Origin of the sequence: Bradyrhizobium sp., assembly GCF_017881085.1 — a bacterium.
Classification (GTDB): domain Bacteria; phylum Pseudomonadota; class Alphaproteobacteria; order Rhizobiales; family Xanthobacteraceae; genus Bradyrhizobium.
The window spans coordinates 1-21,718 of record NZ_JADGRI010000001.1 but is presented as its reverse complement, the minus strand read 5'-3'; the positions used below and the strand labels follow the sequence as shown (position 1 = coordinate 21,718).

General features: G+C 64.0%; 22 protein-coding genes. 8 read left to right on the top strand and 14 right to left on the bottom strand.

What is annotated here, in order from left to right; genetic code table 11:
* Positions 1-16: 16 nt before the first annotated feature.
* Entirely contained in the window at positions 17-1,288 is a 1,272-nt protein-coding gene (locus QZ213_RS00110; protein ID WP_291684001.1) for an RNA polymerase sigma factor, read from the bottom strand.
* Entirely contained in the window at positions 1,285-1,653 is a 369-nt protein-coding gene (locus tag QZ213_RS00105) for a YciI family protein (RefSeq protein WP_291684000.1), read from the bottom strand. Before QZ213_RS00105 ends, QZ213_RS00110 begins: the two co-directional genes overlap by 4 nt.
* 135 nt (positions 1,654-1,788) lie before the next feature.
* On the opposite strand from QZ213_RS00105, the gene QZ213_RS00100 reads away from it, so the two are divergent.
* On the top strand, positions 1,789-2,754 hold the full coding sequence (locus QZ213_RS00100; protein WP_291683999.1) for a glyoxylate/hydroxypyruvate reductase A: 966 nt from the start codon (positions 1,789-1,791) through the stop codon (positions 2,752-2,754).
* Between the two features lie 98 nt (positions 2,755-2,852).
* Here QZ213_RS00100 and QZ213_RS00095 read toward each other — a convergent pair whose 3' ends face one another.
* A complete protein-coding gene (locus QZ213_RS00095; RefSeq protein WP_291683998.1) occupies positions 2,853-3,503 on the bottom strand; it encodes a TetR/AcrR family transcriptional regulator in 651 nt (216 codons plus the stop codon).
* Positions 3,504-3,572: 69 nt separating this feature from the next.
* On the opposite strand from QZ213_RS00095, the gene QZ213_RS00090 reads away from it, so the two are divergent.
* Positions 3,573-4,217 carry a glutathione binding-like protein gene (locus QZ213_RS00090; protein WP_291683997.1) on the top strand — a complete coding sequence of 215 codons (645 nt, stop codon included), beginning with the start codon at positions 3,573-3,575 and terminating at the stop codon, positions 4,215-4,217.
* A gap of 143 nt (positions 4,218-4,360) precedes the next feature.
* Here QZ213_RS00090 and QZ213_RS00085 read toward each other — a convergent pair whose 3' ends face one another.
* From QZ213_RS00085 to QZ213_RS00060, 6 genes are all read right to left on the bottom strand, one after another.
* Entirely contained in the window at positions 4,361-4,828 is a 468-nt protein-coding gene (locus QZ213_RS00085; RefSeq protein WP_291683996.1) for a nuclear transport factor 2 family protein, read from the bottom strand.
* Between the two features lie 111 nt (positions 4,829-4,939).
* Positions 4,940-5,383, bottom strand: a complete 444-nt coding sequence (ybgC, locus tag QZ213_RS00080; protein WP_291684038.1) for a tol-pal system-associated acyl-CoA thioesterase — start codon at positions 5,381-5,383, stop codon at positions 4,940-4,942.
* Positions 5,384-5,400: 17 nt separating this feature from the next.
* Complete coding sequence (gene ruvB / locus QZ213_RS00075) at positions 5,401-6,453, bottom strand: Holliday junction branch migration DNA helicase RuvB (RefSeq protein WP_291683995.1); 1,053 nt, start codon at positions 6,451-6,453, stop codon at positions 5,401-5,403.
* On the bottom strand, positions 6,450-7,067 hold the full coding sequence (gene ruvA, locus QZ213_RS00070; RefSeq protein WP_291683994.1) for a Holliday junction branch migration protein RuvA: 618 nt from the start codon (positions 7,065-7,067) through the stop codon (positions 6,450-6,452). Before ruvA ends, ruvB begins: the two co-directional genes overlap by 4 nt.
* The gene (gene ruvC / locus QZ213_RS00065; RefSeq protein WP_291683993.1) at positions 7,064-7,591 is read right to left on the bottom strand and encodes a crossover junction endodeoxyribonuclease RuvC; all 528 of its coding nucleotides are present in this window, start codon (positions 7,589-7,591) and stop codon (positions 7,064-7,066) included. The genes ruvA and ruvC overlap by 4 nt, the downstream gene beginning before the upstream one ends.
* A gap of 117 nt (positions 7,592-7,708) precedes the next feature.
* Positions 7,709-8,455, bottom strand: coding sequence for a YebC/PmpR family DNA-binding transcriptional regulator (locus QZ213_RS00060; RefSeq protein ID WP_291683992.1), 747 nt, complete (start codon positions 8,453-8,455; stop codon positions 7,709-7,711).
* 203 nt (positions 8,456-8,658) lie between these two features.
* On the opposite strand from QZ213_RS00060, the gene QZ213_RS00055 reads away from it, so the two are divergent.
* Positions 8,659-10,419, top strand: a complete 1,761-nt coding sequence (locus QZ213_RS00055) for a methyl-accepting chemotaxis protein (RefSeq protein WP_291683991.1) — start codon at positions 8,659-8,661, stop codon at positions 10,417-10,419.
* A 73-nt stretch (positions 10,420-10,492) separates the two neighbouring features.
* Positions 10,493-11,917, top strand: coding sequence for a methyl-accepting chemotaxis protein (locus tag QZ213_RS00050; protein WP_291683990.1), 1,425 nt, complete (start codon positions 10,493-10,495; stop codon positions 11,915-11,917).
* Positions 11,918-12,734: 817 nt separating this feature from the next.
* Here QZ213_RS00050 and QZ213_RS00045 read toward each other — a convergent pair.
* Positions 12,735-13,631 (bottom strand): SGNH/GDSL hydrolase family protein, encoded by an 897-nt coding sequence (locus QZ213_RS00045; RefSeq protein WP_291683989.1) that lies wholly within the window; start codon positions 13,629-13,631, stop codon positions 12,735-12,737.
* A 344-nt stretch (positions 13,632-13,975) separates the two neighbouring features.
* Between QZ213_RS00045 and QZ213_RS00040 the strand changes: the two genes are divergently transcribed.
* Positions 13,976-14,248: a hypothetical protein gene (locus QZ213_RS00040; RefSeq protein WP_291683988.1), complete on the top strand. Its 273-nt coding sequence runs from the start codon at positions 13,976-13,978 to the stop codon at positions 14,246-14,248.
* Positions 14,249-14,463: 215 nt separating this feature from the next.
* Here the strand turns inward: QZ213_RS00040 and QZ213_RS00035 are convergent, their stop codons facing one another.
* A complete protein-coding gene (locus tag QZ213_RS00035; RefSeq protein WP_291683987.1) occupies positions 14,464-16,032 on the bottom strand; it encodes an alpha/beta hydrolase in 1,569 nt (522 codons plus the stop codon).
* A gap of 150 nt (positions 16,033-16,182) precedes the next feature.
* On the opposite strand from QZ213_RS00035, the gene mddA reads away from it, so the two are divergent.
* From mddA to QZ213_RS00020, 3 genes are all read left to right on the top strand, one after another.
* Positions 16,183-16,938 (top strand): methanethiol S-methyltransferase, encoded by a 756-nt coding sequence (gene mddA, locus QZ213_RS00030; RefSeq protein ID WP_291683986.1) that lies wholly within the window; start codon positions 16,183-16,185, stop codon positions 16,936-16,938.
* Between the two features lie 38 nt (positions 16,939-16,976).
* Positions 16,977-17,912 (top strand): NADPH:quinone oxidoreductase family protein, encoded by a 936-nt coding sequence (locus QZ213_RS00025; RefSeq protein ID WP_291683985.1) that lies wholly within the window; start codon positions 16,977-16,979, stop codon positions 17,910-17,912.
* A 137-nt stretch (positions 17,913-18,049) separates the two neighbouring features.
* Positions 18,050-18,808, top strand: coding sequence for a hypothetical protein (locus QZ213_RS00020; RefSeq protein ID WP_291683984.1), 759 nt, complete (start codon positions 18,050-18,052; stop codon positions 18,806-18,808).
* Positions 18,809-18,921: 113 nt separating this feature from the next.
* Here the strand turns inward: QZ213_RS00020 and QZ213_RS00015 are convergent, their stop codons facing one another.
* From QZ213_RS00015 to QZ213_RS00005, 3 genes are all read right to left on the bottom strand, one after another.
* Positions 18,922-19,914 (bottom strand): ABC transporter substrate-binding protein, encoded by a 993-nt coding sequence (locus QZ213_RS00015; RefSeq protein ID WP_291683983.1) that lies wholly within the window; start codon positions 19,912-19,914, stop codon positions 18,922-18,924.
* A gap of 96 nt (positions 19,915-20,010) precedes the next feature.
* Entirely contained in the window at positions 20,011-20,847 is an 837-nt protein-coding gene (locus tag QZ213_RS00010) for a TIGR00282 family metallophosphoesterase (protein WP_291683982.1), read from the bottom strand.
* Between the two features lies 1 nt (position 20,848).
* On the bottom strand, positions 20,849-21,427 hold the full coding sequence (locus tag QZ213_RS00005) for a 5-formyltetrahydrofolate cyclo-ligase (RefSeq protein WP_291683981.1): 579 nt from the start codon (positions 21,425-21,427) through the stop codon (positions 20,849-20,851).
* Between the last annotated feature and the right edge of the window lie 291 nt (positions 21,428-21,718).

Below are 21,718 nucleotides of genomic sequence, written 5' to 3'. Positions count from 1 at the left end.
GACAGGCTTTGCGCCGCTATTTCACTGCCTTCGTGTTGCGCGGCGCGCTGTCGCGCATCAGGCGGTCGAGATGCATGCGGATATGGGCGGCTTCGGCCGAGGTGTTGGCGAGCGCAATGGCGCGGTCGAATGCGATTCGGGCCTCATCATTGCGGGCGAGCTGCATCAGGAAGGCGCCGCGCACGCCGTAGTAATGGAAGTAGTTCGACAGCCGCGACGAAAGCGGCTCGATCATTTCCAGTGCCGCTTCGGGCCCGCGCACCTTGGACACCGCGACCGCGCGATTGAGCGTCACCACCGGCGACGGCTGCATGATCTCGAGCGCGCCGTAGAGCAGATCGATCTGGGTCCAGTCGGTCTCATCGGGTTTGGCGGCGCGGGCATGCAGCGCCGCGATCGCCGCCTGGACCTGATAGGGCCCGCTGCGGCGATGGCGCATCGCCTTGTCTATCAGCGCCAGCCCCTCCGCGATCAGCTGCCGGTTCCAAAGACTGCGATCCTGATCGTCCAGCAGCACCAGCGCGCCGTCGGCATCGAAGCGCGCCGCCGCGCGGGCATGCTGCAGCAACAGCAGCGCGGTCAGTCCCATGATCTCGGGCTCGCTCTGGAACAGCCGCAGCAACAGCCGCGCCAGCCGAATGGCTTCCTCGCACAGCGGCCCGCGGATTTCGGCGGTGTCGCCGCCGGCCGAATAGCCCTCGTTGAAAATCAGATAGATCATCGCGGCAACCGCCGAGAGCCGCTCGGAGCGGTCCACCGCGCCCGGGGTCTCGAACGGCACGTCGGCGTCGGCGACGCGGGCTTTCGCGCGGGTGATGCGCTGCTCCATCGCCGCCTCGCTGACGAGAAACGCGCGCGCAATCTGTTTCACGCTCAGGCCGGAGACGATGCGCAGTGCGAGCGCGATCTGCTGCGTCGCCGGCAACTCGGGATGGCAGCAGATGAACAACAGTCGCAGGATGTCGTCGCGATAGTGCGAGCCGTCGAGCCGTTCGGCAAGCTGTTCCTCGGCGTCGTCGAGATCGGAGATCGCCTCGTCCTCGGGCAGCGGCTGCTGCCTGCGGCTGCGCCGCACCTCGTCGATCGCGACGTTGCGCCCGACCATGATCAGCCAGGCCGCGGGGTCGCGCGGCGGGCCGTTCTCCGGCCAGCTCTTCAGCGCCCGCAAGCAGGCATTCTGGAACGCTTCCTCGGCGGTATCGAGGTTGCGGAAATAGCGCAACAGCGCGCCGACCGCCTGGGGACGCGCCGAGGTCAGCGCGGCATCGATCCAGGCGGTGTCGGTCATTTCGTCACTTCTCCGGGCTGGAACAGGCCGACGGGACGGATCTCGTAGGCGCCGCCGGGATTGGCCGCGCCGAGATCACGCGCAACATCGACCGCCTCGTCGAGATTGTTGCAGTCGACGAGGTAGAACCCGAGCAGCTGTTCCTTAGTCTCGGCATAGGGACCGTCGAGCACGACCGGCGGATCGTCCTTGCGCAGCGTGGTCGCCGACGTCGTCGGCAGCAGCCGCGCCACCGGTCCGAGCCGGCCCTGTTTTGCCAATTTGTCCTGCACCACGGCGAGCTTCTTCAGGACCGCGGCGTCCTGCTCCTTGGTCCAGGAACCGACCAAATCCTCATCATGGTAGCAAAGAATGGCGTAGAGCATGCGAAAGGGGCTCCTGTTTGATCGAAGGACGAATGGGCGCCGGTGTTTCCGACAGGATAGCGGAAGTATTTTGCGCGGCAAACGTAAGCCAGTAGTGTTTCCTGCGATTCCCAACGGCTAGGGTCAAGATATTCGATGAATAAAGGCACGCTCGCTCTGCTGATTCACGGCGGCACCGAAAACTGGTCGCCGCAGCGATGGAAGCAGCGGTTCGATGAAGTGTGCGGAGACCGGCGCGTCCTGCAATTGCCCGATGCGGGGTTCGATCCCGCCGATGTCCATTACGCCGCGGTCTGGAAACCCAGGCCGGGCGAACTGGCGGGGTTCCCGAACCTGCGGGTGATCTTCAATCTGGGCGCCGGCGTCGACGCGCTGATGGCGGATCCGGGAGTGCCGAAAGTACCGCTGGTTCGCGTCGCGGTTGGCGACCTGACCGGTCGCATGTCCGAATATGTCGTCCTGCACGTGTTGATGCATCACCGGCAGGAGCTCTATTTGCGCGCCAGCCAGCGCGAGAAGCGCTGGGCGCCGAAATTTCAGTGGCCGGCGAGTGCTGTTTCGGTCGGCATCATGGGGCTCGGCACGCTGGGTGTGAACGCCGCCCATGCACTCCGGCATCTCGGCTTTCGCGTGTCGGGCTGGAGCCGAAATCCAAAGGAGATCGACGGCATCAAGTGCTTTCACGGCAGCGCGCAGCTTGATGCGTTTCTCGGGCAGACCGATATCCTGGTCTGCCTGCTGCCGCTGACGCCGGATACGCGCGACATTCTCAACCGCGGATCATTCGCAAAACTCAACCGCAACAGTCCGATGGGCGCGCCGGTCCTGATCAATGCCGGGCGCGGCGGCCTGCAGAACGAGGCCGACATTCTCGCTTGCCTCGATGACGGCACGCTCGGCGCGGCATCATTGGACGTCTTCGTCCAGGAGCCGCTGCCCGGGGCCAGTCCGTTCTGGTCCCATCCGAAAGTCGTGCTGACGCCGCACAACGCCGCCGACACCGATCCCGACGAGATCTCGAAATACGTCGCGCGCCAGATCGAGCGCTTCGAAGCCGGCGGCGGCCTCGAAAACGTCGTCGATCCCGCGCGCGGGTATTAGGGGTTCTTCGCCGTCATTGCGAGCGCAGCGAAGCAATCCAGCGGCGAATGGATTGCTACGTCGCTTGCGCTCCTCGCCATGACGAGGTGGCATGACGCTTAAGCCGCGGCCACCATCACATCGATAGCGCCCTTCACGATGGCCTCCAGCTCCTTGCGCGGCACCCGCGCGCGGGCGCGGATCGCAATGGTGTGGATGGTGGCCGAGGCCAACTGTGCCAGCACCACGGGATCGGCTGACGCCGGCAGTTCGCCCTTTTCTTTGGCAAGCCGGAAGCAGGCGGCAAATGCCTTGTCGAGTTCGGACAGTCCTTCCAGCACCATGGCGCGGATTTCCGGATCGGCCACCGCCTCGGAACCCGCTGTCATCACCGTGAAGCAGCCGCGCGGGCCGGCGTCGCCGGAAAGATAGATGTCGAGCGCCACCGCGTAGATGCGCGCCAGCCGTTGGCGGATCGGCATTTCGTCCCGGAAAATCTCCTGCATCGCCGCACGTGCGTCGGCGCGATAGCGCGCATAGCTCTTGATGTAGAGCTCGCGCTTGTCGCCGAACGCGCCATAGAGGCTCGGCCGGTTCATGCCGGTGGCGGCGCTGAGATCGTCGAGCGAGGTCGCGGCAAATCCGTCCTTGCGGAACAGATCGAGCGCCTTGCCGAGCGCGATTTCGGGCTGATAGGCGCGCGGCCGGCCGCGGCGTTTGGGCGCGACGCCATCGGCCTTCGCCGCCGGCTTCTTTCTTTTTTGTACCATTTCGCAAATTATTCCTTGACCCCGTTTATATTATGCGGAACAGTATGAAAATCAACCAAGGAGGCACCGATGGACCTGTACTTCTCTCCCCTCGCTTGCTCACTGGCGACCCGCATCGCGCTCTACGAGGCCGGTGCCGAAGCCAACTATCTCGAGGTCGATCCCAAAACGAAAGTCGTGCAGAACGACGGCTCGAATTTTCGCGAGGTCAACCCGCTCGGGCTGGTGCCGACGCTGCGTACCGACGACGGGCTGGTGCTGACGGAGAATGCGGCGATCCTGCAATATGTCGCGGACCGTTTTCCGCAGGCCGGCATCGCCACGGGGCCCGGCATCGAGCGCAGCCGCCTGCATCAATGGCTCTGCTTCATCGGCACCGAACTGCACAAGGGGTTGTTCGTGCCGGTGCTCGACAAGAATTCGCCGCCCGAAATGAAAACCTACGTCCTCGGCAAGGGCCTGTCGCGGCTCGACTATCTAGAGAACTATCTGAAAGGCCGCGAATTCCTGCTCGACCATTTCAGCGTTGCCGACGCCTATCTCGTCACCGTCATCAACTGGACCATGGCGACACCGCCGATCGAACTCGCAAAGTGGCCGACCGTGAAGGCCTATTACGAGCGCCTGCGCGCACGCCCCAGCATCGCAAAGGCCGTGGCGGAAGAGTTCAAGCTGTACCAGGCCGAACTCGCGCGCCACAAGGCGGCGGCGTAACTCGATGGTCGTCCCGGCGAACCCCCGGACCCATAACCACCGGCGTTCGTGATTTAGGAAGCCGTCGCACACGGTGCTTGAATCGTGGGCCTCGGCGTGTGGGTCCCGGCTTTCGCCGGGACGACGCCAGGGTCGCGGGCTGTTCAGAACGGGCTCTCGCCCAATCCCGGAACATCCGCCGGCCGCGGGCCCGGTGCTGCCCAGTGAAAGCGGCGGTCTTTTTCGGCGATTTCGAAATCGTTGATGCTGGCTTCGCGACGGCGCATCAGGCCGTGCTCGTCGAACTCCCACTGTTCGTTGCCGTAGGAGCGATACCACCGCCCGGCGGCATCGTGCCATTCGTATTGAAACCGCACCGCGATGTGGTTGCCGTCGAAGGCCCAGAGATCCTTGATCAGACGATAGTCGAGCTCCTTCTCCCATTTGCGGGTGAGGAATTTGACGATCGCGGCGCGGCCTTCGAAAAATTCCGAGCGGTTGCGCCAGCGGCTGTCCTCGGTATAGGCCAGCGACACGCGTTCGGGATCCCTGGAATTCCAGGCATCCTCGGCCATCCGGGCCTTCTGGGCAGCGGTTTCTCGGGTAAACGGCGGAAGCGGGGGACGCGACATGAAAGCCTCGGAGCTTGTGAAGAAGACACTCTATCGGCACGGCTGGCCAAGTCGATTGGCCAATCGTTGCGATCACAAATCCGGTCGAGCAATTGGGAAAGCAGATCGGCTCTACAGATCGGCCTTCAACAGCGTGCGCAGCGCTTTCGGGATCGGCTGCGCCCGCCCCTCGCTGATGAAGGCGACGCGCACCTCGGCCTTGACCAGGAGGTCGTGGCCGCGCCTGACCTCCTGCGCCAGCGTGATCGAAGCGCCCTTCACCGCGATCGGCCAGGTCACGACGTCGAGCACATCGTCCATCCGCGCGGGCTTGAGGTAATCGAGATGCATCGACCGCACCACGAAGGCGAAACCCGGGGTTTCCGCCTGCGCTTCCGCGAACAGCGCATGCTGCTCGGCGCCCATCAGCCGCAGATGATTGGTGCGGCCGCGCTCCATGAAGCGCAGATAATTGGCGTGATAGACGATGCCGGAAAAATCTGTGTCCTCGTAATAGACCCGGATCTGCATGTGATGGCGGCCGTCGCGGATCGCGCCATCGAGATGAGCTGTCATCGGCGGACCGGCATCGATCACGGCTCTTCCTCGCCGCCCTGCCCGAACAATCCGAACTGCGCCGGATCGCGCGCGGGCTCGGCGAGGCCGAGATGGCGGAAGGCGTGCGAGGTCAGAAGCCTTCCGCGCGGGGTGCGCTGCAGATAGCCGCACTGGATCAGAAACGGCTCGATGATGTCCTCGATGGCGTCGCGCGGCTCCGACAGCGCCGCCGCCATGGTTTCAACGCCGACGGGGCCGCCGCCGTAGTTCATGGCAATGGTGGTGAGATAGCGGCGATCCATGGCGTCGAGGCCGGCGGCGTCGACTTCCAGCGCGCTCAGCGCATTGTCGGCGATCTTGCGGTCGATCGAGGCGGCATCCGCCGCGGAGGCAAAGTCGCGCACCCGCCGCAGCAGCCTTCCAGCGATGCGCGGCGTGCCGCGGGCGCGGCGCGCGATCTCGTTGGCGCCGTCGGGTGTCATGCCGATCTTGAGCACGCGGGCGCCGCGCGTGACGATCTTTTCCAGCTCTTCCACGGTGTAGAAATTCAGCCGCACCGGGATGCCAAAACGGTCGCGCAGCGGATTGGTCAGCAGGCCTGCGCGCGTGGTCGCACCGACCAGGGTAAATTTTGCAAGCTCGATCTTGACCGAGCGCGCCGCCGGTCCTTCGCCGATGATAAGGTCGAGCTGAAAATCCTCCATCGCCGGATACAGCACTTCCTCGACCGCCGGACTGAGGCGATGGATTTCGTCGATGAACAAGACATCGCGCTCTTCGAGATTGGTCAGCAGTGCGGCGAGATCGCCGGCTTTTGCAATGACCGGCCCGGAGGTGGCACGGAAGCCGACGCCGAGTTCGCGCGCCACGATCTGCGCCAGCGTGGTCTTGCCGAGGCCGGGGGGACCGACGAACAGCACGTGATCCAGCGCCTCGCCGCGCTTGCGCGCGGCCTCGATGAAGATCGAGAGATTGGCGCGCGCCTGCGCCTGGCCGACGAATTCCGACAACAATTGCGGGCGCAGCGCGGTATCGCCGACATCGTCGCTGCGGCGCTCGGGGGTGACGATGCGGGAGGGCGGGTTCACTTCGCCAGCTCCTTCAGCCCCAGCCGAATGAGCTGCGCGGTTTCGGCGTTTTCACCGGCGCTGCGCGAGGCCGAGGCGATCGCGGCGGCGGCCTGCGGCTGGCCGTAACCGAGATTGACCAGCGCCGAGATCGCGTCGCTGACCGGACGCGGCGCGCGTTGGTCGTCGATCGCACCGGAAAGGTGCACCAGCGCCGGATCGACAGTGGCGAAGGCCGGCGCCTTGTCCTTCAATTCGGTGACGATGCGTTCGGCGACTTTCGGGCCAACTCCCGGCGTGCGCGTCACCGCCGCCTTGTCGCGCAGCGCAATCGCGTTCGCCAGATCTGCCGGCGGCAAGGTAGAGAGCACCGCCAGCGCCACTTTGGCGCCGACGCCCTGCACCGTCTGCAGCAGACGGAACCATTCGCGCTCGACGTCGCTGCGAAAGCCGAACAATTTTATCTGGTCCTCGCGGACGTAAGTCTCGATCGACAGCACCGCGGCCTCGCCGGGCGCCGGCAGCGCCTGCAGCGTGCGCGTCGAACAATGCACCTGATAGCCGACGCCGCCGACATCGAGGATGACGAAATCCTCGCCATAGGAGTCGATCAGGCCCTTGAGCTTGCCGATCATACCCCGACCACCCTCAGCCGCAGGGCGGTGCTGTTGCGATGATGAGCATGCGTAATGGCGACCGCCAGCGCGTCGGCGGCGTCAGCGGATTTCGGCTCGGCCTTCGGCAGCAGGATCTTCAGCATCACCAGAATCTGGTTCTTGTCGGCGTGGCCGGCGCCGACCACGGTCTTCTTCACTTGGTTCGGGGCGTATTCCGCGACCGAGAGGCCGAACATCGCAGGCGCCAGCATGGCGACCCCGCGCGCCTGGCCGAGTTTCAGGGTGGCGACGCCGTCCTTGTTGACAAAGGTCTGTTCGACCGCGGCTTCCGCCGGCTTGAAATCGCCGAGCACGGCGGCAAGCCCCTCATGAATCGCCAACAAACGGCTCGCCAGCGGCAGGCTGTCGGGCGGCTCCACCGAACCGCAGCCGACGAACACCAGCCGGTTGCCGTCGACCTCGATCACGCCCCACCCGGTGCGGCGCAGGCCCGGATCGATGCCGAGGATACGGACAGGGTGGCGAATCGGCGGAGATGTCATGGCGCATTTTATACTCCAGGCGGAACTCCCAAGCCTAGCGCACCCTGTAGTCATACCCCGCGAAAGCGGCCCGAACGACGCTCCTCCCGCCATTGCGAGCGAAGCGGAAGCGGCGCCCTACCCGCCCATCTTCGCCATCAGCGCGTCCGACACCTCGAAATTGGCGTAGACGTTCTGGACGTCGTCGTGCTCGTTGAGGAAGTCGATCAGCTTCAACAGCTTCTCGCCGGTCTCGTCATCCACCGCCACTGTATTGTGCGGCTTCCAGGTCAGCGCCGCCTTGCGCGGCTCGCCGAAGTTTGCCTCCAGCGCCTTTGCCACGTCGCGAAAAGTCTCCTGCGAGGCGTAAATCTCATGTCCGCTTTCGCTCGACGACACGTCGTCGGCACCTGCCTCGATCGCCGCATCCAGCATCGCATCATCGGAAGCAACGCTGGCATCATATTCGATGACGCCGATGCGATCGAACAGGAAGGCCACCGAACCGGTTTCGCCGAGATTGCCGCCCGACTTGGTGAAATAGGATCGGATGTCGGACGCCGCGCGGTTGCGGTTGTCCGTCAGCGCCTCGACGATGACAGCGACGCCGCCCGGACCATAGCCCTCGTAGCGAATCTCGTCGTAGTTTTCCGCATCGCCGCCGGAAGCCTTCTTCACCGCGCGCTCGATCGAGTCTTTCGACATGTTCTCCTGGCGGGCGGAGGTGATCGCGGCGCGCAGCCGCGCATTCATGCTGGGGTCGGGCTGGCCCATCTTGGCCGCGACCGTGATTTCGCGGGCCAGCTTGCCGAACAGTTTCGACTTCTGGGCGTCCTGCCGCCCCTTGCGGTGCATGATGTTCTTGAATTGGGAATGTCCGGCCATGCGGTTTCTTTCAGCGATTCGTCCAGGATGTCTTCGGTGGAAGGCGCGGCCTTATAGGCCGCCGATTCGCTAAAATCAAAGATTTGCAGGCATTTTCGGTATGATGGTACTGCCCCCTGCCTCGATATGAGGCAATTGTTAACCCTGATTTCACGCCCAAATGCCAAGATGACGGCCTCATTACAAGCCCCGCGGGATATCCAATGGCGTTCGGTTTTTTTCGAAAGCGTCCACTGGGACCGGCTGCGCCGGTGCTCGCGCCGCAGGCTGCCACGCCGGCGGCGGTAGCCGGTTCCGCCGACGTTTTGGAAACCGATTCGGCCAGGGAAATTCTCGAACTGCTCGAACTCGAACTGGGCGGGATGATCCGCCAGCTCGACCGCGCGGCCCATTCGGTCGCCGGCGGCGCCGAAGCAACGGCAGCGACGCTCTCCACCATTCGCCAGCGCACCGACGCCCTCACCGGGCGCACCAGCGCCGCACAGTCGACCGCGACCACCTTCTCGCAGGCAGCCGACAAGTTCACCCATTCGGCCCAAGGCATCGGCTCCCAGGTCCGCGACGCGAGCCAGCTCGCCGATCAGGCCAGCGCCGCCGCGCGTGAAGCCAGCGCCAATGTGGATCGGCTGCGCGAATCCTCGGCCGCCATCGGCAATGTCGTCAACCTGATCGCTCAGATCGCCCGGCAGACCACGCTGCTGGCGCTCAACTCCACCATCGAGGCGGCGCGCGCCGGCGCCGCCGGACGTGGCTTTGCGGTCGTCGCCACCGAGGTCAAGGCGCTGGCGGTGCAGACCCAGCACGCCACTGAAGAAATCACCAAGAAGATAGACGCCCTGCAGAAGGATGCCGCGGGTTCGGTCGAGGCGGTGCACCGGATTGCGCTGGCGATCGAAGCGATCCGCCCGGTGTTCGAAAACGTCAACGGCGCGGTGGCCGAGCAGAACGAAACCACCCACGCGATGAGTGAAAACGTCGCCACCGCATCGCACTTCATCATTTCGGTCGGCGACAGCGCCGCCGAGATCGACAGCGCCGCCAGGGAGGCCGAGGCCCATGGCGAGCGGGTCGCCTCCGCCGGCAAGGCCGTCACGACATTCGCCCATAAGCTCAAAACCCGCTGCGCGGTGCTGCTGGGCCAGGACGGTCGCGAGGACCGCCGCAAGCACGAACGGCTGCCCTGCAACCTCAGAATCGAACTCCAGACCCCGCGCGGCCCGGTCATTGCGGCGGTCTACGAGCTTTCCATGGAAGGCATCCTGATCGCCGGCGCGGACGCCGAGCAGCTGCCACTGAACCAGAGGCTCGACACCGAAATCGAGGGCATCGGCAGTTGCCGGATCCGCATTACCGAGCACGCGAAGGCCGGCACGCTGGCGCGGTTCGAGGCGCCGGATGCCGCCTTGAGCGAAAGGATCGAAGACAGGCTGTGGGCGATCCGCGACGAGAACACCGAATTCGTCACCCGCGCCATGGAGGCCGGTACCGCGCTGACCAGGATTTTCGAGGATGCGGTCAAAAGCGGCGCCATCTCCGTCGACGACGTGTTCGACGAGAACTACGTCGAAATTCCCGGCACCAACCCGCTGCAGCACCGCACCCGGATTCTCGACTGGGCCGATCGCGCCTTGCCGCCGTTCCAGGAAATGTTCCTCGCCAAGGATCCGCACATGGCGTTCTGCGTGATGATCGACCGCAACGGCTATTTGCCGGTCCACAACAAGGTCTATTCGCATCCGCAACGCCCGGGCGATGTGGCCTGGAACACCGCCAATAGCCGCAACCGCCGTATCTTCAACGATCCCGCCGGCCTCGCTGCCGGCCGCAATCAGCGCTCCTATCTGATCCAGAGCTACGCCCGCGACATGGGCAACGGCAAAACCGTCATGATGCGTGAGATCGACGTCCCGATCCGCGTCCAGGGGCGCCACTGGGGCGGCTTCCGCACCGCGTACAAGCTTTGAGAAATACAAGCGCCCAAGAGATCTCGAGAGATTTGACCCGCTTTCGAATTCACGTAGCGAGAGGAATGCAGCGATGTCGGTTGCGCCCCTGAAGTTGGAACCTGCCGCAGCCGTCCCTTCGGACAGCGAACGTCTGGTCGATCAGCTTGCGAACCGGATCGGCGGCCTCGGAGTCGAGCTTGCCGATGTGGCCGGAAACCTGCAGGAGGTCGCGGGGCGGGTCTCCAACCAGTCCGACCGGTTTGGGCATCTGCAGAAGACCGCCGAAACCATGGTTTCCGCCAACCACGATATTGCGAGCGCGTCGCAGGCAGTGCAAACAGCCACGACCTCCGCCGTCAATGAAATCACCCAGTCGCGCGCCGCGGTTGAAACCGCGGTCCAGCACATCGCCGAACTGATCGAGGCAGTGGGGCGCATCGAACGCCGTCTCGGCGCGGTCGGCACCGCGCTCGCGCAGGTGGCCAAGGTATCCGGATCGATCGAGGCGATCGCGAAGCAAACCAATCTCTTGGCGCTGAACGCCACCATCGAGGCCGCCCGCGCCGGAACCGCCGGCCGCGGTTTCGCGGTGGTCGCGAGCGAAGTGAAGAGCCTTGCGGAAGCTACCCGCCAGGCCACGCACTTGATCGGCGATACCGTTCGCGATCTCGACGGCCAGGTTGGCAGCCTGATCGGCGAAAGCGGCGACGCCTCGCTGCGGGCCAAGAACGCCGGCGAAGGCGCCCAACAGATACAGGGCATCATCGTCCGCGTGCAGGACGGTTTTACGGCGGTAGGCCGCGAGATCGGCGGAGTGGCGAAGGCGGCCACCTCCAATCTCGCCCATTGCGACATGGTGATCGACGAACTCGATAACCTCGCCAAGGGCGTCGATCTGTCGTCGACCGATTTGCGGAGCGCCGACGAAAGGGTCGCCAAGCTGCTCGACCTTTCGGAAGGGCTGATCGAACTGATCGCCACCAGTGGCGTGGAGACGTCGGATGCGCCATTGATCCGGGTCGTGAGCGACGCCGCAAAACAGATTTCCGCGGCGTTCGAGAGCGCAATCGAGCGCGGCGATATTCGTCTCGATCAATTGATGGACGAGAATTACCGCGAAATCCCGGGCACCAACCCCAAGCAATATCTCACCGACTATGTCGAGTTCACCGACCGCATCCTCCCCGCCATCCAGGACCCGATCCAGAAGATCGATCCGCGGATCGTGTTCTGCGTCGCATGGGCCAAGGGCGGGTACCTTCCGACCCACAATCCGAACTATCGGCTGCCGCAGGGCAAGGACCCGGTCTGGAACAACGCCAATTGCCGTAACCGCCGGCTGTTCAGCGATCGCGCGGTGAAGAAGGTGGCGGCGAATACAAAGCCGTTTCTGCTGCAGACCTACCGGCGCGACATGGGCGGCGGCAATTTCGTCCTGATGAAGGATGTCTCCTCGCCGATCCATGTCCGCGGCCGCCATTGGGGCGCATTCCGCATGGGATTCCGGCCGTCCTGAAGCGCGAACCATCATCGAAGCCGATCCGGTTTTCAAACAGCCCTGTCCGTCATTGCGAGCGCCGGCGAAGCAATCCATCGATCCGCAAAGAAAGCTGGATTGCTTCGGCGCTTCCGCCTTCGCTCGTCGAGCTACGGCGGACAAGCCCGCTCCTCGCAATGACGTCTAAGACAAGCGTCCGCGATCTCGCGGCGCGATGCGCCCGGGCTATGCCTTAAACGTTGCCCCTCGAAAACAAGAGGGCGCAGGGAAAGCCGGGTGCGCGCTGCACCCGCGGTCTCGCGTGCAAAGTGTAGTCAAAAAAGTGCACACGAGCATACAGGTTCAGCGGAGGCAATCCGGCCTTCCCTGCGCAATGGTTTTACGGCTTATAACGCGCTCTCCCCGGTGACCGGGCTTTCTTGCCACCGTCGCCTGCGAATCGCTCCGCAGACTTGACGCCAGCGTCGGGGCGTCAGGACCACACGACTTCGCCGTCCGCGAAAGCGTCATTCGTCCGCGCGATCAAGATCGCGCCTGCCGCCGTCGCGTCCACCGCATCCCGCACCCAACGTCCGTGACGATCGCGATACGCCCCTCTCAAGGGCACGGGATAGCGGCGGATAGAGAGGTGATTTGGGTCGGAAGTGAACAGGAATATTTTTGCGAAAGGGGCTGGACAGGGTATGCGGTGGTTTGCCCGGCGGGCAGATCGGGGGGATGAGCCGGTCGAAAAAGATTGCGGGATGCTTCAGGTCATTCGCTGCCGAAATAGATTGCATGCAGCCCGCAGGCGGGGACCAAGCGCGGAAAATCCCGCTGCCCGGATGATCGAAAGCTAGCCCTGCGCAACGAAATTGGCCGAGAGCGCATCCGCGAACTTTTGGGCGATTTTTGCAAAGCCCCCGGGCTGAGGATGGAGTTCGTTGGCCCACTCCGCATCCGCCAGAACGCCCTGGGTATCCACCAAGTGAAATTTGTTGCCGGCGTTGCTCGCCAGGCGCACCAGCATCGCGCGAAAAGCCGCCAACGCGTCATGAACGATCAGCCTGCCCGCAGCGACCGGCCAGTTGCAAAAATCGAGCGACGGCTTCAGCCACGGTCCGGCGCAGGCGGGATGTGCGCCGTTGGGAATCGGAAAATCATAGCAATGGCCGAAGATCGGAACGCCCGGAGCGATTCGATCGCGCAAGGTGAATAATTCGAGATAGCAGGCCTCGATCGAACCAAGCGCCTTGCTGAAGCGGTCCTGATTCAGGCCGGGCGAATGTCCGTCGTTGAAGTCCAGGAAAATACAAAACTGGTCACCGGCAATATCGTTTCCGCCCGCCGAGAACAGGATGGCGTCGGGCTTGCCGTTGATCCAGTTCGAGGGGTCGCGCAGAACGGTGATCATCCGTTCCTGCTTGGTCAACGACATCTCGTCGATGGCGGCCTCGCCATGATGAGCGAGATTGAGGATCGTCGGCGGCATTCCACCGATGCGACGCAGCTGCGCAATCACATCGGTATCGACAAGCGGAAATCCATTTCCGGTCAGCGGATAGTCGAACCAGGAATCGCCTTGCGCCAGCATGACCAGAGGTCGATTCTTGATCGCGACCCCGAGCGTTTGGGCACTTTGTTGGGCCGAGGCCAACCTCGCAATGTTGGCCTGGTGAACCCGGATGCGCTCGTCGATATCCTGATCGATTTTTTGCCGGGCTTCCTCTTGTACAAAATTATCCTGGTCCATCGCCGTATCTCCCGATTGCCGGAAAACGCCTCAAGCCCCTCATTTTCTGAATAACATTTAAGGTTGCATAGCGTGTCATTTTCGCCAGCTTCCTGCAAGGTCGCGTTATGCCAATTCGGCGGCCCTTCCCGCTGCGAATTCCGCTGTGCGGCCCATTCAGGTCATGTGACGCGCGGTGCCCGGGAGCCATTTCGCGCCTTCGCGGAATAGTGATCGGCATGCCGCGCGCTTTTTCACCGGCGACGCCTACATCCTCCCTGTTTGGAAAAATCCGGGGGCGCGCGGCCCGGGGAGCGGCACTCGCCAGCGCAACTTCTCGCGAAAAATGGTGATGGAGGATCATTATGACGGGACTCAAGACGCTCGCCGCGGCGGCGCTGCTATCGACCCTCTCGGCAACGGCCGCATTTGCCGACGACCCTGACGCCTTTCAGGCGCAATATCCGGATCGGGACATCCTGAATGGCGGCGCGCTCACTCCCGCAGCGAGACAGGGGCTGGTGCAGCCGTTCGGCGCTGCCGGTGCTTCTACGCCTAGCGGTGCCTACGCAGGACCGACCAGCGCCGGCCCCGCATTGCCGATCCGGCACCATGGTCACCGCCACTTGTCCCGGTGAACAACGGTCACACGCCGCACCTGAACGTCAGGACGAACGAATAGCTGGCGTCAAGACGCGGCTGCGAGATGTCGGCTCGCACAAGTCCGAGAAATCAATTCTTGCGGTTGCGACGTCCGTTTGTGACTTCAATCCGCGGCGCCGGGCTTCTCGGCCTTGGCGCCGGGAGGTCCGGTCTTTCGCAAATCGTTGGCTTGAGCCACCGCTGACCTGGCCTACCGCGCTGGCCTCCTGCCGCGCGGCAGAGCGTTGACGAATTGCTTGATCGCCTCGAGCACCGGTTGCTGAGCACCCGCAAAGAACCAATGATCATTGCCGTCGAGCTCGACGAATTGAGCGCCAGTGATTTGGCTGGCCATATCGCGGCCCGCCGCACTTCGCACGGCCCGGTCGTTCCGGCGGTGCAGGACCAGCGTGGGCACGGAAACCCGTGGCAGGAGGTCTCTCACGTCGGTGTCGCGCAACGCCTTGAGCACGGCCCAAATGCCGCCTGGACTGGAGGCCGCGCGCAGCAGCCCGGCCCACCAGGCCCTGGCTTGGGGATCACGAGCAAGGCTCGGCCCGAAGGTTTCGATCCCGGCCGGGCCACCCCATTCGGCGACGAGCTGCTGGCGCCAGGTATCATATTGGCTTGCCCGCAACGCGTACGGATAGTCGGGCGCCCAACAGCCCTTGGCCAATGAGCCGAACAGAATGAGGCCATGCACGAGACGGGATTCATCGACCGCAAACTTGATGCATGCCGGCCCGCATTCCGACGCCCCAAACAGGACGACGCGACGCGTGCGCGCCGCCCTCAGCACGGTGCCGATATCCTCGGCCGTGACTTCGACACTCGGGGCTGATCCGACCCGGTCCGACAGCCCGATCCCGCGACGATCGAACAAGATGAGTCGCCCAAGCGCCATCAAAGAAACCAGAAATGCCCGGCACGAGGGATGCTCCCAAACGCGTTCCACGTGTGACACGAAGCCAGGCATGATCAGGATATCAAGCTCGCCGCTTCCGTATGTCTGATAGGCCAGATGTACGCCGGCGCTCTCCACATAGAGTGTTGTCGGAACGGCATGGAACAGCGGCGCCGTGGTGGGGTCCATGAGCGCTTCGGTCGCGGCTTCGGGCGCAACCCCGAGTTCGTCACGCAGCCGCTGTGTCAGTGCGGCGTGGTGCCGTTCTGCCGAACTTCGATCGCCGGCAAGCAGGAGGCTGCGGATCAAATGCCGACCATACACCTCGCTCAGCGGATCGAGCTCGACAAGGCGTCCCGCGTGAGCAGTGGCGGCAAAATGTTCGCCGGCGGCATTCTTGTCCTGCACGAGGCGTTCCAGCCCATGCATCAGCCGCCCCCTGAGCGCCTCGCGGCGATAGAACGCCCAATCGTCGAACTCGGGACAATCGGGCAGCGAGAAGCCCGCGAGGAAGTCGCCCCGATAGCCCAGGCAGGCTTCCTCGAAAGCGCCGCCGTCGCAGGCGGTCTCGAACAGATGCGAGTCGACCTTCAGTTCAACCGCCGGCGACCACCGCACACTGGTGCGGTCGGTCTCGAAAATATGCTGGCCGAGTACAAGCTCGATGCGATGAAGCATGCGCCGCAGTCGCGCGCGGGCGGTCTCGCGGGGACTCTCGGGCCACAGCAACGTGGCGATGACATCCCGCGCAACGGCGCCTCGGGCCTCCGCGAGATAGATCAGCAGCGCAAGACCCTTGCGCAGGTTCAGCTTGATCGGGCGGTCGTCACCATGGATCTCCGGGAACCCGAGCGTCTGAAGCGAGAACCCAGTCATTAAATTCTGCCTTGCCCTATCGTAGCTCCGGGGGACGCGCAGGGGACGGTCCAGTGATAACCGTCAGGCATCAGCGAGCCGCTCTCCGTCGAACGGTCCAGGTTCTCGGATTCCGCACCGCGGTCGCCGGCACAATAGGGTAAAACATTCATGTTCGCACGTCTCCCGATCCTGTTCTACGCCATCGTGAGCTATGCCGTCTTCACTGTTTCAACCTTCTACGCGATGGGCTTCGTCGGCAATTTTCTCGTGCCAAAGTCGATCGACGTTGGCGGCGGCCCGACGAATGTGAGCGAGGCGATCGTCGTCGACCTGCTGCTGCTCGGCCTATTTGCAGTCCAGCACACTGTCATGGCGCGCCCGGCCTTCAAGCGATGGTGGACAAAGGTCATTCCGGTGACCTGCGAGCGCAGCACCTATGTGTTGCTATCCAGCCTGATCCTTCTGCTGATATTCTGGCAGTGGCGGCCAATCCCGATGTCCATCTGGCGGATCGACGGAGTTGCGGCCGGGCTGCTGATCGGCGTCTATTGGCTCGGCTGGATCATCGCGTTCTCGTCGACATTCATGATCGATCATTTCGATCTGTTCGGCCTGCGGCAGGCTTTCTTCCCGCTACGCGGGGCGGAGATGCCGGGTCAATCGCTCAAGATGCCGCTGCTCTACAAGTTCGTGCGGCATCCGCTCATGCTCGGCTTTGTGATCGCATTTTGGGCCACGCCTGACATGACCGCGGGCCATCTGCTGTTCGCGGTCATGACCACGGCCTACATCCTGGTCGGCCTGCAGTTCGAGGAGCGGGATTTGATCGCTCAGTTCGGCGCAACCTACCAGGAGTATCGCCGCCGCGTGCCCATGCTGATGCCGCGCATTTTCGGCCGTCGCCGGGCGGGAGCACCCCGATGAGAGCCGTGATATGCAACGCGTTCACTGGTCCGGAGGACTTGCGCATCGGCGCGATCGACGAGCCAAAGCCGGCCAGCGACGAGATTCTGATCGACGTATGTGCGGCCTCCGTGAGTTTCATGGACCATCTCTTGGTCTCGGGCCTTTACCAGATGCGACCACCGACGCCATTCGTGCCTGGCACGGAAGCGTCCGGCGTCGTCATCGCGGTTGGCGACAAGGTCACGAGATTTCAGCCGGGCGATCGCGTGGCGTGCGCGAGCTGGACGGGCGGCTACGCCGAGCGGATGATCGCCAAGGAATGGAAGAGTGTACGGTTGCCAGCCGGCGTCGGTTTCGAAACGGCGGCCACGGTCTGGCACAACTACGGCACGGCGTATTACGCCCTGGTCGAAGGAGCACGCGCGCAACGCGGTGAAACGGTGTTTGTCACTGGAGCCGCAGGCGGGGTCGGCCTCGCCGCCGTCGACCTTGCCGGCCATTTTGGCCTGCGCGTCATCGCCGGTGTCGGCTCCGACGACAAGGCAGGTCTGGTGCGCAGTTACGGTGCCTGCGATGTCATCAACTATCGGAGCGAAGACCTGCGCGAGCGGATCAAGTCGATAACCGGTGGAGAAGGCGTCGATGTTGGCTTCGACAACATCGGCGGAACGATTTTCGAGCAAATGGCACGGCTGATGAGGTGGGGCGGACGGCTGATGCCGATCGGCTTCACCAGCGGCCAGATTCCTTCGGTGCCGATGAACCTCCCGCTCTTGAAGAACTATTCCATTGTTGGTGTCTTTACCGGCGCCTGGGCAGAGAAATTCCCCGAGCAGGCTGCGCGCATGAATGACACCCTGGCGCAATTGTTGGCCGAGGGAAAGATTCGCCCCCACATCGATCGCGTCCTTCCCCTGGAACAGGTCAAGGAAGCGATGCGCGCCGTGGCCAATCGGACGGTTCAGGGAAGAATCGTCCTCAAGATGAGGTAGCGCGCGCGAGAGCGTTTTCGAGCGACGTGGAAGCCGGTTCGCGTAAAGAAAGCGCGTCAAGACAACAATCTAGAGCTTTCGTTCTGATTCAATCAGAACCGATAATGCTCTAGCGGCGGCAAGAGAGGAAGGAATCGATGACATCGATCATCATCGACAGGCGCTACTGCGGTCCTCCGAACTCCGGGAACGGCGGATATGTCTGCGGCCGGCTGGCCCGGCACATTCCCGGCGGCGCGGAGGTAACGCTACGCGCACCGCCTCCCCTGGAAAAGCAGCTCGATGTCATGGCGACGGACGACGGTTCATGGGAGCTTCGCGATGGCGCCACGGTCGTCGCCACCGGACGACCGGCAAGTCTTGAACTTGCACGCCTGGAGAAGGCAAGCTTCGAGGAGGCATGCGCAGCCGAGCTGCGGACGCCGGTCAAGCCGCACGAGCATCTGCTGCCGACGTGTTTCGTTTGCGGTCCTGCAAGGGCGCAGGGAGATGGCCTGCGCATTTTTGCCGGACCGCTCCTGCGTCAATCCCGGAATGCTTCGGCCGTGCTCGCGGCGACCTGGACACCGGATCCGACCCTGACGGCGGAGGACGGCCTCGTCGCGCCAGAGTTTCTCTGGTCGGCGCTCGATTGTCCCACGGGCTACGCTTCCTCTCACGACGGGGAGAGCGGCAGCTTCGACCGGACGCCGATCCTGTTGGGTCGGATGTCGGCACGGATAGAGACACGGCCGCGCCCGGGAGAACGCTGCGTCATCACCGCCTGGGAGGCCGGCCGCGACGGCCGCAAACGCGTTGCCGAGGCCGCGGCCTATGGTGAAGCCGGAACGTTGCTGGCCGTGGCTCGAGCGACGTGGATTGCGGTGGACCGCCAGGTGCAGCTCGGCCGCGCCTGAAGGCGTGTGCGGTCGGCGGCTACGGCACATCGCATCGTTTCGCTGCTGGCAAGATTTGATCGCTATCGGGGCATAGCGGACTCTGACAAACCGTCCCGGGCACGAAAGACCGCCTATTCGATCAGCTCGTCGGCAAGCGATAACAGATCTGTCGGAATCTCCAGATCCAGCGCCTTGGCAGTCCGGAGGTTGATGACGAGTTCGAATTTGGTGGGCTGCTCGACCGGAAGGCTGGCAGGGGACGCGCCCCTGAGAATCCTGTCGACATACTCGGCGGCCCGGCGGCTCAACTGACTCTGGTCCGTTCCATATGAAATCAATCCGCCGGCCTGGGCATATTCTCTCGGCCCGTAGATGGCGGGCAACCGTCGCTTGGCAGCGAGGTCGGTGGTTTGCTGGATGGCACTCAACAGCACGGGATCCTCAAGCACCAGCATGCTGGCTGCCCCGGATCTGATCGCCTGGTCGACGGCCGCGGGGATCTGATCGACCGTTCTTGCTTCGAGGACTTCGAGCGGCACCCGGATGGCTGTGGCGGCGGTCTTGACCTGCTTCAGCGCCAGCGCGGTGTAAGGGGTGTCGGGATTTCCCAGTACCGCAACGAGTTTCTTCCCGGGGAGGAGGTCGTCAAGCAACTGCAACTTCTTGGCGGCAATGTCGCTCGCCTGCCCGCTCATGCCGGTGACGTTTCCGCCGGGCTGACCCAGACTCGCGACGAGGCCGGCGCCAACGGGGTCCCCGACCGACGTGAAGACGATCGGTATGCTGCGGGTTGCGGCCATCGCGGCCTTCGGCGCCAGCGTTCCAAATCCCGCAACCAAAACGTCCGCGCCGGTGCCGACGAGTTCTGCGGCAAGTTGCGGCAACCGTTCCGCGCGCCCCTCGGCCGAGCGGTAGTCCCAGATCAAGTTCTTGCCTTCGCGGTAACCGAGCTCCTCCAGTCGCTGCAGAAGCGGCTTCGCGAAGGTGGCGTTCTCGCCGGACAGCAGAGCGAGGTAAGCAATCCGGTATGGCCTCCCCGCCTGCTGCGCCCGAACCGGCGATGGCCGCAAGGCCGGCACAACCGCCACACCGCCGACAAGGCCGATAAACTGCCGCCGTCTCATGACCGCCCCCGACCAAGGATCGTGCAAGGATCGTGAAGCTCATCCTAGCTTCCGGACGCCTGGTATTAAAGGCTATTGGCAGTCATCCGATCCCTGTCAGGCCGCCGGCACCATCACCCAGAATCCCGGCTGCGTCGGCTCCAGCCTTCCGCCGATGCGCACCGGCGCGACCTTGCGCGCCAGTCCGGTCGCATCGTCGGTCTCGACCGCGACGCCGCTGAGCGTCGCCGCGCCGAGTGCCGGTTCGAACCGTCCCGAGGGAATGCCCGACGTGAACCGTCGCAACGGCTCTTCCTTCTGCATGCCGATGATCGAATCGTAGTCGCCGGTCATGCCGGCGTCGGTCATGTAGGCGGTGCCGCTCGGCAGTATCTGGTGATCGGCGGTCGGCACATGGGTGTGGGTGCCGACGACGAGAGAGGCGCGGCCGTCGCAGAAGAAGCCGATGGCCTGCTTTTCGCTCGAGGCCTCGCAATGGAAATCGACCACGATGGCGTCGGCCGCGATGCGCAGCGGGCAGGCTTCGAGTTCGCGGTTGATGACGGCGAAGGGATCGTCGAACGGCGTCATGAAGACGCGGCCGATGGCGTTGATGACGAGTGCGCGCTTGCCGTTCTTGGTGTCGACCAGCGCGGCGCCGCGGCCCGGCGTGCCCCTCGGAAAGTTCGCCGGGCGAACCAGCCGCGGCGCGCGCTCGATGAACACCAGCGCCTCGCGCTGGTCCCAGGCATGGTTGCCGAGCGTGACAGCGTCGGCGCCGGCATCGATGAATTCCTGGTAGATTGCCTCGGTGATGCCGAAGCCGCCGGCCGCGTTCTCGCCATTGACGACGACGAGATCGAGCGCCCAGTCGCGGATCATGCCGGGCAGGTACTCGGCGATGGCCGTGCGTCCGGCCCTGCCGACGACGTCGCCTACGAAAAGAATGCGCAACTCATGAACTCCGGAAATCGAATGCTTTCGTTTCCGTTAGCACATAATCCAGGGGCACGTCGTGCTGCAGTGCCGGCACGGCCTTAACTTCCTGCGCCGCAAAGGCGAGGCCGATTGCTGCAAAACCCTTCGATTTGTGCAGCTGCGCCAGCGTGCGGTCATAATGCCCGGCGCCATAGCCGATGCGGTGCCCGATCCGGTCGAAGGCCGCCAGCGGCACCAACACGATGTCGGGCACGATCTCGGCCGCGGCGGGCGACGGCTCGAGAATCCCGAGCGATCCCGGCAGCAACCGGTCGCCGGCATGCCAGACCCGGAATCGGAGCGACTGGCCGCGTTGCGTGATGACCGGCAACGCCAGCCGGGCACCCTGTGCCGCGAGCGATTGCATCAGGGGGGTCGGGTCGAGTTCGCTGCGGATCGGCGAATAGCCGGCCACGACCGCGCCGGGCCTCATTTCAACCGGCAATCCGCGCCGCGCGATCGCCTGCGCCGCGACGGCGCGCTGCGCCTCGCTCAACGCGTCGCGGTTCGCGAGCGCGGCGGCGCGGAGATCGGCTTTCGATGGGGGATCCGACATGCGAGGTCACATTTCGCTGTCACCGCGCGCTTCGCTGTCCCGCCCTCCTCGCTGTCATCGCCCGCGAAGGCGGGCGATCCAGTATCCCAGAGGCGCTGGTGATAAAGTCGAGAAGCCGCGGCGTACTGGATACCCCGCCTTCGCGGGGTATGACGGATGGTGTTTGCAGCAAACAAAGAAACAAAAGTGCGAAGCCGCGATGGCCGTTGGAGCGCTCGATCCCGGAGTTCCCTACGAAAGTAGGTGGGCACCATATGACCGGATCCACGGACCCGGCCAGGGACAGTTCCC

Coding starts and splice junctions, on each gene's coding strand:
- mddA (WP_291683986.1), top strand. CDS start 16,183: ATGTTCGCACGTCTCCCGATCCTGTTCTACGCCATCGTGAGCTATGCC.
- QZ213_RS00050 (WP_291683990.1), top strand. CDS start 10,493: ATGTCGGTTGCGCCCCTGAAGTTGGAACCTGCCGCAGCCGTCCCTTCG.
- QZ213_RS00105 (WP_291684000.1), bottom strand. CDS start 1,653: ATGCTCTACGCCATTCTTTGCTACCATGATGAGGATTTGGTCGGTTCC.
- QZ213_RS00090 (WP_291683997.1), top strand. CDS start 3,573: ATGGACCTGTACTTCTCTCCCCTCGCTTGCTCACTGGCGACCCGCATC.
- QZ213_RS00035 (WP_291683987.1), bottom strand. CDS start 16,032: ATGACTGGGTTCTCGCTTCAGACGCTCGGGTTCCCGGAGATCCATGGT.
- ybgC (WP_291684038.1), bottom strand. CDS start 5,383: ATGACAGCTCATCTCGATGGCGCGATCCGCGACGGCCGCCATCACATG.
- QZ213_RS00085 (WP_291683996.1), bottom strand. CDS start 4,828: ATGTCGCGTCCCCCGCTTCCGCCGTTTACCCGAGAAACCGCTGCCCAG.
- QZ213_RS00020 (WP_291683984.1), top strand. CDS start 18,050: ATGACATCGATCATCATCGACAGGCGCTACTGCGGTCCTCCGAACTCC.
- ruvC (WP_291683993.1), bottom strand. CDS start 7,591: ATGACATCTCCGCCGATTCGCCACCCTGTCCGTATCCTCGGCATCGAT.
- ruvA (WP_291683994.1), bottom strand. CDS start 7,067: ATGATCGGCAAGCTCAAGGGCCTGATCGACTCCTATGGCGAGGATTTC.
- QZ213_RS00040 (WP_291683988.1), top strand. CDS start 13,976: ATGACGGGACTCAAGACGCTCGCCGCGGCGGCGCTGCTATCGACCCTC.
- QZ213_RS00100 (WP_291683999.1), top strand. CDS start 1,789: ATGAATAAAGGCACGCTCGCTCTGCTGATTCACGGCGGCACCGAAAAC.
- QZ213_RS00095 (WP_291683998.1), bottom strand. CDS start 3,503: ATGGTACAAAAAAGAAAGAAGCCGGCGGCGAAGGCCGATGGCGTCGCG.
- QZ213_RS00055 (WP_291683991.1), top strand. CDS start 8,659: ATGGCGTTCGGTTTTTTTCGAAAGCGTCCACTGGGACCGGCTGCGCCG.
- QZ213_RS00045 (WP_291683989.1), bottom strand. CDS start 13,631: ATGGACCAGGATAATTTTGTACAAGAGGAAGCCCGGCAAAAAATCGAT.
- QZ213_RS00110 (WP_291684001.1), bottom strand. CDS start 1,288: ATGACCGACACCGCCTGGATCGATGCCGCGCTGACCTCGGCGCGTCCC.
- QZ213_RS00015 (WP_291683983.1), bottom strand. CDS start 19,914: ATGAGACGGCGGCAGTTTATCGGCCTTGTCGGCGGTGTGGCGGTTGTG.
- QZ213_RS00060 (WP_291683992.1), bottom strand. CDS start 8,455: ATGGCCGGACATTCCCAATTCAAGAACATCATGCACCGCAAGGGGCGG.
- QZ213_RS00005 (WP_291683981.1), bottom strand. CDS start 21,427: ATGTCGGATCCCCCATCGAAAGCCGATCTCCGCGCCGCCGCGCTCGCG.